At 66.1% G+C, this 10,883-nt stretch carries 11 protein-coding genes; 6 read left to right on the top strand and 5 right to left on the bottom strand.

Annotation, left to right across the window (positions count from 1 at the left end; translation table 11 throughout):
- Positions 1-105: 105 nt before the first annotated feature.
- Together ACTIMF_RS14745 and ACTIMF_RS14740 are read right to left on the bottom strand one after the other, a co-directional pair.
- Positions 106-1,731 carry a glycoside hydrolase family 13 protein gene (locus ACTIMF_RS14745; protein WP_442351051.1) on the bottom strand — a complete coding sequence of 542 codons (1,626 nt, stop codon included), beginning with the start codon at positions 1,729-1,731 and terminating at the stop codon, positions 106-108.
- Between the two features lie 22 nt (positions 1,732-1,753).
- On the bottom strand, positions 1,754-2,137 hold the full coding sequence (locus ACTIMF_RS14740; protein ID WP_442351050.1) for a globin: 384 nt from the start codon (positions 2,135-2,137) through the stop codon (positions 1,754-1,756).
- Between the two features lie 176 nt (positions 2,138-2,313).
- Here ACTIMF_RS14740 and ctaJ point away from each other — a divergent pair, with 176 nt between their 5' ends.
- Together ctaJ and ACTIMF_RS14730 are read left to right on the top strand one after the other, a co-directional pair.
- The gene (gene ctaJ, locus ACTIMF_RS14735) at positions 2,314-2,562 is read left to right on the top strand and encodes an aa3-type cytochrome oxidase subunit CtaJ (protein WP_442351049.1); all 249 of its coding nucleotides are present in this window, start codon (positions 2,314-2,316) and stop codon (positions 2,560-2,562) included.
- Positions 2,549-3,016: a DUF5130 family protein gene (locus ACTIMF_RS14730; protein ID WP_442351048.1), complete on the top strand. Its 468-nt coding sequence runs from the start codon at positions 2,549-2,551 to the stop codon at positions 3,014-3,016. The genes ctaJ and ACTIMF_RS14730 overlap by 14 nt, the downstream gene beginning before the upstream one ends.
- 101 nt (positions 3,017-3,117) lie before the next feature.
- Here ACTIMF_RS14730 and pepN read toward each other — a convergent pair whose 3' ends face one another.
- On the bottom strand, positions 3,118-5,700 hold the full coding sequence (pepN, locus tag ACTIMF_RS14725; protein ID WP_442351047.1) for an aminopeptidase N: 2,583 nt from the start codon (positions 5,698-5,700) through the stop codon (positions 3,118-3,120).
- A 90-nt stretch (positions 5,701-5,790) separates the two neighbouring features.
- On the opposite strand from pepN, the gene ACTIMF_RS14720 reads away from it, so the two are divergent.
- Positions 5,791-6,399, top strand: a complete 609-nt coding sequence (locus ACTIMF_RS14720; protein ID WP_442351046.1) for a mycothiol-dependent nitroreductase Rv2466c family protein — start codon at positions 5,791-5,793, stop codon at positions 6,397-6,399.
- Between the two features lie 40 nt (positions 6,400-6,439).
- On the opposite strand, the gene ACTIMF_RS14715 is transcribed toward ACTIMF_RS14720, so the two are convergent.
- Positions 6,440-7,480, bottom strand: coding sequence for a M48 family metallopeptidase (locus ACTIMF_RS14715; RefSeq protein ID WP_442351045.1), 1,041 nt, complete (start codon positions 7,478-7,480; stop codon positions 6,440-6,442).
- A 22-nt stretch (positions 7,481-7,502) separates the two neighbouring features.
- Between ACTIMF_RS14715 and ACTIMF_RS14710 the strand changes: the two genes are divergently transcribed.
- From ACTIMF_RS14710 to ACTIMF_RS14700, 3 genes are all read left to right on the top strand, one after another.
- A complete protein-coding gene (locus ACTIMF_RS14710) occupies positions 7,503-7,982 on the top strand; it encodes a ribose-5-phosphate isomerase (protein WP_442351044.1) in 480 nt (159 codons plus the stop codon).
- 16 nt (positions 7,983-7,998) lie between these two features.
- Complete coding sequence (locus ACTIMF_RS14705) at positions 7,999-8,817, top strand: Fpg/Nei family DNA glycosylase (protein WP_442351043.1); 819 nt, start codon at positions 7,999-8,001, stop codon at positions 8,815-8,817.
- 95 nt (positions 8,818-8,912) lie between these two features.
- A complete protein-coding gene (locus ACTIMF_RS14700) occupies positions 8,913-9,800 on the top strand; it encodes a PE-PPE domain-containing protein (protein WP_442351042.1) in 888 nt (295 codons plus the stop codon).
- Positions 9,801-9,903: 103 nt separating this feature from the next.
- Here ACTIMF_RS14700 and ACTIMF_RS14695 read toward each other — a convergent pair whose 3' ends face one another.
- The gene (locus tag ACTIMF_RS14695; RefSeq protein WP_442351041.1) at positions 9,904-10,599 is read right to left on the bottom strand and encodes a L,D-transpeptidase; all 696 of its coding nucleotides are present in this window, start codon (positions 10,597-10,599) and stop codon (positions 9,904-9,906) included.
- Positions 10,600-10,883 lie beyond the last annotated feature (284 nt).

The following is a 10,883-nucleotide window of genomic DNA, read 5'->3' as shown; positions in this document are numbered from 1 at the left end:
AGCGAGGGTCTCGACTTCGCTCGACCGGCAGCGAGGGTCTCGACTTCGCTCGACCAGCAGTGGGGGTCTTCGACGTCGGTCGACCAGCGGGTGGTGGGGAGAACGTCAGATGAGCCAGGCGGCAGTGTTCGGCGGGAGCAGTCCGTTGTCGAGCGGAGTGCTGACCAACAGGACTTGGCCGGGAGGCAGCGGAACCGGCTCAGCCGACGCATTCATCGCGCAGATCAGGCCGCCGGAACGGCGGAACGCGATGCAGCCCTCCGGTGCGCCGTACCATTCGACCGTGTCACCGGAGAACTCTGGCCGCGCGTACCGCAACTCCAACGCTTGCCGGTAGAGCGACAGCGTGGAGAAGATGTCCTCCAACTGAGCTTCGACGGTCAGCCCGGCCCAGTCTGCGGGGATCGGGAGCCACGTGTCGGTACTCGTACTGAATCCGAACGGCGGCTCGCTGCCCTCCCACGGCATCGGCACCCGGCAGCCGTCGCGTCCGCGATCGGTGTGGCCCGAGTTCTCCCACACCGGATCGACGAGGGCGTCGTCCGGGAGATCGGCGTTCGGGAGGCCGAGTTCGGCTCCGTTGTAGATGAAGACGGTGCCCGGCAATGCCAACTCGACCATGACCATCGCGCGGGCACGCAGTGCGCCGACCGCGAGCGCCTGACCGTCGGTGAGGTCCGGCCCCGCGGGGGCGGGCGCGTATCGGGTCACCTCGCGCGGCACGTCGTGGTTCGAGAGCGTCCACGTGGGGACGGCACCGACCGAGGACGTCGCGGCGAGCGACTCGGTGATCGCCTCCCGGATGTGGTCGGCGTTGAAGTCGACGGTGGCCAGCCGGAAGTTGAATCCCAGATGCAGTTCGTCGCGGCGCACGTATTGGGCGAACGCGTCGTTGGACGACACCCACACCTCGCCGATGTTCGCGGTGCCCGGGTACTCGTCCATCACAGCGCGGATCTCGCGGTGGATAGCGTGGACTCCCGGATCGTTGAAACGCGGATCGTCGTCCGTGTGGCGGAGGATCTCCACTGATTCGGTCATATCGGGGAGTCCTGCGGGTTTGGCCATCCCGTGTGAGACGTCGATCCGGAATCCGTCGATGCCGCGATCGAGCCAGAACCGCATCGTGGTGCGAAGGTCGTCGAGGACCTCCGGGTCGTCGAAGTTCAGGTCTGGCTGTTGCGGTGCGAACAGGTGCAGGTACCACTGCTCGGGGGTACCGTCCTCGTCGATGACTCGACTCCATGCTGGCCCGCCGAACACACTCGTCCAGTTGTTCGGCGGCTGCGAGCCGTCGTCGCCGAGCCCGTCGCGGAAGAAGTAGCGCTCGCGTTCGCGGCTTCCTGGGCCCGCAGCCAACGCTTGAGCGAACCACTCGTGCTGGTCACTCGTGTGGTTGGGCACTAAGTCCATGGTTACTCTGATGTCGCGGTCGTGAGCCTCCGCGACCAGCTTGTCGAAGGCGGCGAGGTCGCCGAAAACCGGATCGATGTCGCGCGGATCGGCGACGTCGTATCCGTGGTCGACCATCGGCGACCGCATGATCGGCGATAGCCAGATCGCGTCGACGCCGAGGAGTTCCAGGTAGCCGAGCTTGTCGGTCACCCCTGCGAGGTCGCCGACACCGTCGCCGTTCAAGTCCGAGAACGATCGCGGATACACCTGATAGACGACGGCGTTGCGCCACCAGTCGCCTGTGGGCCCGGAATTGGTCACGTACTGTTCGCTCACCGTCGCGATTCTTCCATATTCGTCACAGTGGACTGTTGATCAACGAGTTCGCGGCCATCTCCATATAGCCGAGCAGCTGCGCCCGATGCTCGTCGTCGAGGACGTCGGGCTCGATGGAACCGATCGCGATCGTCATACAACGCAGCCACGCATCGCGTTCGATCGGACCGACGTGGTACGGCATGTGCCGCATCCGGAGCCGGGGGTGTCCGCGCTCGTCGGAGTAGGTGTGCGGGCCGCCCCAGTACTGTTCGAGGAACATGCGGAGCCTGTGCTCGGCCGGGCCGAGGTCGGCTTCGGGGTACATCGGGCGCAGGATCTCGTCGTCGGCCACCTCTTGGTAGAAGCGCGCGGTGATCCGCGCGAACGTGTCGTGGCCGCCGACCTCGTCGTAAAAGGTGCTCACGTGGCCATTGTCCACGATCGTCGCGAGTGCGCACGGATTGGCCGCAACCGCCTACGACGCTCTGTAGGCCCTATGGGGACAACTCGGGGACGGTGCGATAAATTGGTCTTCAATGATCTGCACACGGCAGGTCGTATGCGCTTTTTCAATTCAGGCGCGAGTCGAAAGGGTGGGGTGTGGACCAGCTTCTTGTCCCCGTCGGAATGACGGTCGTCGTACTGTGCGTGATCTCAGTGATCCTCTGCGTCGTGTCGATGGCGTTTTCGTGGAGCGTCAAACGCCCGCAACCGAAGGAATACACGCTCGATCAGCGGTGGGATCGCGGTGCACAACTGCTTTCCGCGACCGAGATCGATCCGATGACGCTCGCCCGGCACACCGAGCCGGGCGACACAGAGGGAGGATCTGCACGTGGCAAGTGGTGACATCGCACAGGTCGACGCCGGATCGCTGCCGATCGGTTCCGCCGTCACGTCGAGTGGGCGCGTCTCCGCAGCCCTGTGGCCGAGAAAGGGTTTCGACACTCCGCCGTTCACGCGCGACCAGTTGATTCTGCTCGACGACACGCTGAAGGAGACTAGCGAGGCCGCCCTCGTGCGTTTCTCGGTCTTCATCGGCGATCTCGGCGCCGACCCGGTCGAAGGGGCACGTGCTGCGCTCGCCGAAGCTCCCGAGCCCTATAACGGTGCGCTGATCGCCGTCTCGCCCAACACGCGTGACGTCGCAGTCGTGTCCGGTTCGGACGTTGCGGGTCGCGTCAACGACCGCGTCGCCGAACTCGGTGTGCAGGCTGCATTGTCCGGATTCAAGCAGGGCGACCTGATCGACGGACTGGTCTCGGCGCTGCGCGTGATGGCGACTGCCGTCGCACGCCCATAAGTCATGCGCCGGTAGTTCACTGACTACGACTGAGTTCACCGACTACGACTGTGGCCCCCGACCTTTCCGGTCGGGGGCCACAGTCGTAGCCGTCCGGTCGACTATCCCTGGGCGGAGTCGAAGGCGCGGGCCCGCATGGCGCGCCGCGCCGAGTCACGGCCCTCCACGATCAGCCTGCGCAACGCTGCCGGGAGATCACCGGCGAGAAGTGTGTCGGCGGCCGCGATCGCGTCGTCGGTGAGGTCCCAACTCGGGTACAGGCCGATGACGACGGTCTGCGCGACCTCGCTCGTTCGGCGTGACCACACGTCGACGATCGAGTCGAAGTAGCGGTGCGTGAACGGGGTGAGAAGCGCCGACTGCCCCGCACGGGTGATGCCCTCGACGATGGCGCGGACCGTCACATTGGGGACGTCGTCGTCGGTGAACGCTGTGGTCCATGCGGACTGCTTGGCCTCGGGGGTCGGGAACGCGGCACGTGCGGCCGCCGCATGCCGGGCTCCTGCTGCGGTGTTATCGCGCTGCGCTTCGGCTGCGATCACCGCGTCGTCGATGCTGCCGCGCGTCGCGAGGGCCTTGACCAGGCGCCACCGCAGTTCGTCGTCGACGACGAGGCCGTCCAACCCGACCGACGACGGTGCATCGCCGTCCAGGAGTGAACGCAGGATCGGCTGCTGGTCGTCGGTCGTGACTCCGGCGAGAAGTGTGTTGACGAACGCCAACTGGTGATCGGATCCGGCCTGGGCGTCGCGAGCCAGTTCGAGGAGACGGTCGGCGAACTGCGGCCACCCCGTCGTCGCCGCCCAGTTCGGAGCCGCGTACGCCTCGAGAGCGGTCGTCGCCTGCATGAGGACACGCTGTACGACACCGACCTCGGTCTCCGACGCGATGCCGCGGCTGACGAGTTCGACGAAGTCCCGGGCGCTCATCTCGGCTTGGCGGGTCATCTCCCAGGCCGCCGACCACACGAGCGTGCGCGGCATCGAGTCCTCGATGTCGCCGATCCGAGCGGTCGCCGTCGCCAGCGACTCTGGATCCAGCCGGACCGAGGCGTACGTCAGGTCGTCGTCGTTGAGCAGGATCAGCGTGCCTCGGTGTTTGCCCACGAGCGCGGGCACCTCGGTGCGCGCCCCGTCGACGTCGAGTTCCACCGATTCGGTCCGCACCAGGCGGCCGGTGTCATTCGGTGCGTATACGCCGATGCGCATCCGGTGCACTCGCGTCTCGCCTGCGCCCGGCGCAGCGCCGTCCTGCAGGACGGCGAACGACGTGATGAGTCCGTCGGCGTCGGTGTGGAGTTCGGGCCGCAGCACGTTGATGCCGGTGGTCTTGAGCCACTGGCCGCCCCAGTCGGACAGGTCGCGGCCGGATGCCTTCTCCAGTGCGCCCAACAGGTCGGCGAACGTGGCGTTGCCGAAACGGTTGGCCGCGAAGTAGTCGCGCAGCCCGGCCAGGAACGGGTCGAGCCCGACGTACGCGACGAGCTGTTTGAGGACCGAGGCCCCCTTCGCGTAGGTGATGCCGTCGAAGTTGACCTCGACCGCCGCGATGTCGGGGATGTCCGCCGCGATCGGATGAGTCGACGGCAGCTGATCCTGGCGGTACGCCCACGACTTCTCGACGTTCGCGAACGTGGTCCACGCGTTCGTGTACTCGGTGGCCTCCACCTGGGACAGGACTGAGGCGAACGTCGCGAACGACTCGTTGAGCCATAGGTCGTCCCACCACGTCATGGTGACGAGGTCGCCGAACCACATGTGCGCCATCTCGTGCAGGACGGTCTCGGCACGTCGTTCATACAAGTAGCGGGTAACGCGAGACCGGAAGACGTAATCCTCCAAGAAGGTGACCGCTCCCGCGTTCTCCATGGCGCCGGCATTGAACTCGGGGACGAACAACTGGTCGTACTTGCCGAACGCGTACGGCACCCCGAAGGTGCGGTGGTAGAAACCGAACCCCTGCTTGGTCTCGGTGAACAACCGCTCGGCGTCCATGAACTCTGCGAGTGAGGCGCGGCAGTACAGCCCGAGTGGGATGGTGCCGTGCTCATCGGTGTACTCGTCGGTCCACTTCGCGTACGGGCCTGCGATCAGCGCGACGAGGTACGTGCTGATCAACTCGGTTGTCGCATAGCGGTGGACGAGGCCGCCCGACGGTGCGGACTCGGGTTCGCCGACAGGCGCGCCGTTGGTAATGACCTGCCAGGCCGACGGAGCGGTCACCGTGGTGGTGAAGCGGGCCTTCAGGTCGGGTTGATCGAAACATGCGAACATACGCTTCGCGTCTGCGGTCTCGAACTGGGAGTACAGGTACACGGCGCCGTCCGCCGGATCGACGAAGCGATGCAGACCTTCGCCGGTGTTCGAGTACTCGCACTCGGCGACGATCCGTAGGTTGTTCTCGGCGGCGAGGTCGGGGAGGGCGAGGCCGACGGACTCGTCATACCCGGTCACGTCGAGTTCGACGCCGTTGAGTGTCGCCGACAGGATGCGGGGAGCGATCAGATCGATGAAGGTCGACGCTCCCTCCGTCGCCCGGAAGGTGACGGTGGTCGACGACGAGAACGTGGTCTCGCCCGGGCCGCCGGACCCGTCAGTCAGGTCGAGGTCGACGATGTACTCGTCGACGTTGAGAAGTGCTGCGCGCTGCTGCGCCTGGTCACGTGTCAGATTCGGTGCGCTCACCCGGCCCACTCTAGTGATCGACGGCGTACTGCGTGGGACGGGGCGACGACGTCCGTGGCTGGATGCGGCACACAGTGGTTGAATCGAGGTATGGCTGAAAATGATCGCGTTGACTTCTGGTTCGACCCCTTCTGCCCGTGGTGCTGGATCACCTCGCGCTGGATCCTCGAGGCGGCGCAGGTACGCGCCCTCGACGTCCGCTTCCACATCATGAGCCTGGCGGTTCTCAACGAGGGCAAGGACATCCCGGATTCGTACCGTGAGATGTTGAAAGATGCGTGGGGGCCGGTCCGGGTACTCGCCGCCGCACAGTCGCGCCACGGCGACGAGGTGCTCGCACCGCTGTACGCCGCGATGGGGACCGAACTTCACAACAAGGACAACAGGGATGTCCCGTCTGTCGTCGCCATCGCACTGGCCGCCGCCGGACTGGAACCCGACCTCGCCGAGGCGGTCGACGCGACCGAGTTCGACGAGGCGATCCGCGCGAGCCACCACGAGGGTATGGACAAGGTCGGCGACGACGTCGGGACTCCGACCATCCATGTCAACGATGTCGCGTTCTTCGGTCCGGTGCTCTCGCGTATTCCGCGCGGTGAGGACGCGGGCAAGGTGTGGGACGGCGTCGTCGCACTCGCGTCGTACCCACACTTCTTCGAACTCAAGCGTAGCCGGAACGAAGATCCGGCTTTCGACTGAGAATGAACGATCGGCGGTCGGCCCGCATACGGGCCGACCGTCAGTACGTCCGTGTCTCGGACAGCTCGTTCGGCAGTGAGCCTTCGGCGACCTGAGCCGGTGCGTGCGGGGCGGGAATCGCGGTGACGTGCCCGCTGCCGGTGCCGCGGACGAAGGTCCGGGGCCGGAAGAGGATGGCGCCGCTTCGGGTGCGGTCGCGCAATGCGGCCGCCCGCCAGGTCAACACCGGATGGGACGACAGCGCGTTCACGACGGTGATGAAGAACCCACGTTCGTGGACGGCGCGATCGGCGAACTGGTCGAAGTCGATGGCGCTGAGCAAATACTTGCCCGAAGACAGGAGCCCGATCATCGGGGCCGCACCGTCCGGCCTCGAGTAGTAGCCGTAGTTGTCTGCCGTGTATTCCTGCGCACGTGACAGCAGCGAACCGAAGATCGGCACGCTCATGATCAGGCTGCTGAACAGTTGACGCCAGTACGACGTGTGGCCGGCCGCGATATGTCCGACTTCGTGGCCGATCACGAACTTCAGGGCCTCCGGGCTACGAGCCCGCCCACCCACTTCGAACAAGTCGGAGTAGACGACGATGTATCGGCGGAAGCCGTGACCGGACGCGAACGCGTTGACCTGACCGTTGCCGTTCATCACGTAGGCGTCGGGTACGTACTCCATCCCGTATCGGGCGGCGGCCTCGACGACGATCGCGAACGCGTCGGGGAACTGCGTCGGCGTCACCTGGACGGCATTGGCTCGCATGCTCGCGTAGCCCAGTCCGCGTCCGAGGAACACGAGGACCGGCAGGACGAGCGGAATCAGCAGGAACTGGCTGATCATCCCGAGTGCCACAAGTGTGATGACCACTGCGTACGCGGCGAGCGACGCGAGGACAGCTATCACAAGGACGGGTATCTCCCAAGGGTGCCGACGCGGCGCGCGGGCGTACAGGGCAGGCGACTGCCAGACCGTGTCCGGGCCGATCGGCGCAGGTTCGACTGGGACGACGGAGTCATCGACGTCGGGCACCGAGGGGATGGGTGCGCCTGGCAGGCGGGTGCGGGGGATCGGTTCAGCGTTCTCCACCCTTCCAAACTATAGTGACGCCATGCGCATCTACCTCGGGGCCGATCATGCTGGATTCGAACTGAAAAACCAGATCGCCGAACATCTCACGTCCGCAGGGCACGACGTCGTCGACTGCGGTGCTCACGAATACGACGCAGTCGACGACTACCCGGCGTTCTGTGTCGCAGCGGCCGAGCGTGTCGTCGCCGATCCGGGCAGCCTCGGCTTCGTGCTGGGCGGGAGCGGAAACGGCGAGCAGATCGCGGCGAACAAGGTGAAGGGCGCGCGCTGCGCTCTCGCATGGAGCGTGGAGACCGCTCAGCTCGCCCGGCAGCACAACAACGCGCAGTTGATCGGCATCGGTGGACGTATGCACACCACCGAGGAGGCCCTCGCGATCGTCGACGCCTTCATCAGCACCGAGTGGTCCGACGAGGCGCGCCACCAGCGTCGCATCGACATCCTCGCCGAGTACGAGACCACCGGCGTCGCGCCGGACCTCCCCGAGCCGCCGCGTTGACCCGGTAGGGGCAGTCGTGCCCGAGGGCCACACCCTCCACCGTCTTGCGCGGCGACAGCAGCGGTACTTCGGCGGACAGCGGGTCCGCGTGAGCAGTCCGCAGGGACGGTTCTCCCAGGAGGCAGGTCTCCTCGACGGACTGGTGTTCCGACGCGCCGAGGCGTGGGGTAAACATCTGATCCACCGGTACACCCCCGGTCGGCGAGGCCCGGTCGACGGCGGCTACATGGTGCACGTTCATCTCGGCATCTACGGCGCCTTCAGCGAGGAGCCGATTCCGATGGCTTCGCCCGTCGGGCAGGTCAGGATACGGATCGAAGGCTCGGACGTCGGCACGGACCTTCGTGGACCCGCTGCGTGCGAGTTGTACACGCCTGCTGACCTCGATGCACTGGTCGCCAGACTCGGCCCGGATCCGTTGCGCAGCGACGCCGATCCGGAGCGGGCGTGGCGGGCGATCTCGACGTCGCGGCGTGCGATCGGGGCGCTTGTGATGGACCAGAAGGTTCTCGCCGGAGTCGGCAACGTCTACCGTGCCGAGGTGCTCTTCCGAGCGGGCATCGATCCACACCGGCCGGGAACGACGATCACTCGCACCGAGTTCGACGACCTGTGGGCCGACCTCTTGCTCCTCATGCCGATCGGGGTTCGTCGCGGCAAGATGCACGTCATCCGGCCCGGCGACGATCACGGCGCGCCTTCGTACGCGGCCGATCGACCGCGAACCTATGTCTATCGGAGGGCGAGGGAACCGTGTCGTGTGTGCGGGACCCCGATCGTTTGGCAGGAGATGGAAGCGCGAAACCTGTTCTGGTGCCCGACCTGTCAGTCCTGACCCTGCTCTTGCCTGACATCGCTCGGCCCGACATCTCAGGACGCGCTCAGGGTTTGGGCGGGGATCTGTCAGAGTCGAGGTGCACGATGGACAGCATGAAGCAGGGTTGCGCACCGATCACCGTCTTGGCAGTCGGCGGTACCGGCGAGTCGCATCCTGGGGACGATCGCACCGAGGTCACCGGGATGCTCGCTGCCGTCACCCGGGTGCTCGACCACCGATTCACCAGTCGCTGGGTGGGGTATCCGTCCGCGTATGGGCCGACGGCGGGCCGAGACGGCATGGCGTATGTCGACAGCGTGGCGTGCGGCGTGGCTGCTCTCGCGCGGGCGGTGCGCGCCGCAGACGGTCCGGTGATGCTCATCGGGTATTCGCAGGGCGCCGCCGTCATTCGCATCTTCCTGGCGCATCCGGCGTCGTCGACGCTCGTCGGGCGCGTGCTTGCCGTCGGGTTCGTCGCCGACCCCCATCAGCCGCCCGGCGTCGTCGAGGGCTGTACAGGCTGGGGCGTCGCAGGGCCGGGCGCAGAGGTGCCCGGTGCGGTGCCCGCGTGCTGGGTCGGCGTGCCGGACGACGTCATCTGCAACGCATCCGACGACTCATTGATCCGCGACGTCGCCGACCTCACCGACTCACTGTCGGCTCTGCACGTTCGACGCTGGATCGCCGACATGTGGGCCGCCGTCCTTTCTCGCCGGATGCAGAACGCGCAGCGAACCTCCGTCACCCCGCGCCAGTGGCGTCGCGATGCGCATCGCCTTCGCGCGGCGTTTCGCGAGGTGCGTGGCTACCTGCCGTCGACCATCGGGGTCGGCGGATGGCGACTGACCAATGTCGGCGGCGGTCGGCACGTCTCCTATGACGGCGAGCCGTACCGGCATGCACCGCTGACCGACCCAGACCTGACCGGTTGCCAGATGCTCGCCCAGTGGATGCAAGTCGAGGCGACCATGCACCGATCGAACGTCGCACTCGTCGCCTGAGACCCGCGGCCGGAGCGGATGAAGACACCTACCGACGAGACCGGGCCCCTACCGACTGATTGTCGGAAGGGGCCCGGTCGACATCGGGTGATGTCGTGGCTGACTAGTCGCCGGTGTACTTGCCGCCGACGGTGCCCTGCACCACGATCGGGGTTCCGCGTCCGACATTGTCGAACACCCACTTACCGTTCTCGGTGCTCACGTTCAGGCAGCCGTGGCTGGCGTTCGAGACGCCCTGCTGAGCGACCGACCACGGTGCGGCGTGGATGAAGATGCCGTCCCAGGACATGCGCGTCGCGTACTCGACGTACGTGCGGTAGCCCTCGGGCGAATCGACCGGGACACCGTACGTGGACGAGTCCATGTACATGTCGCGGTATTTCTCCTTGGTGTGGTAGACGCCGTTGGCGGTCGGGTGGTCGTTCGTACCCATCGAGGTCGGCATCTGCTTGATGAACTTGCCGTCCTTCCACCAGTAGACCTGGTGTGTGCGGTCCGATGCGAGAGCCACGTAGCCGGTCTCGGACTTGACGTTCGGCATCGCCGGAACGGCCGGCTTGTCCGGAGTCGTCGACTTTGGGCTGGGCTTGGGCTTCGGCTTCTGCTTCGTCTCCGGGCTCGGCGGCGTCGGCAGGTTCGGAACCTTCGGGAGCTCGGGAACCTCGACCGGCGGGAGGCCCGGGATCACGGTGACAGGCGTCGCACTGGCGACGGCGGGTACACCGGCGCCGAGGGCCGCCACGCTGACAGCGATGGCGGTCAGGCGAGCAGCACGGCTCGCACTCTTGTTCTTGAACACGTCGTCTCTACCTTCGTTTCGTCGTAACGACACGCCACCCCCGTGGACGCTCGGGGATCATCGTTACACAACCGTTGCCTGAGCGCCAACTGAAAACGCCGGACAAATAGTCCGGTACGCCTGTTGTATGACGTATCGGGGAGTGATTCTCGTCTCGTACCTGTTACTCATGGTACGACAGGGGCCTTGAGGGGTTCTTGATAGGTGCCGGTGGTGTGTTGCTGGCAGGGTGCTCGCCCCGAACTCGAGCGCATACAACCAATCAGGGCCGCCCTCGCAGAATG

The organism is Gordonia sp. (in: high G+C Gram-positive bacteria) (assembly GCF_052106715.1).
Lineage (GTDB): Bacteria > Actinomycetota > Actinomycetes > Mycobacteriales > Mycobacteriaceae > Gordonia.
This window is presented reverse-complemented; position numbering and strand designations above follow the sequence as displayed.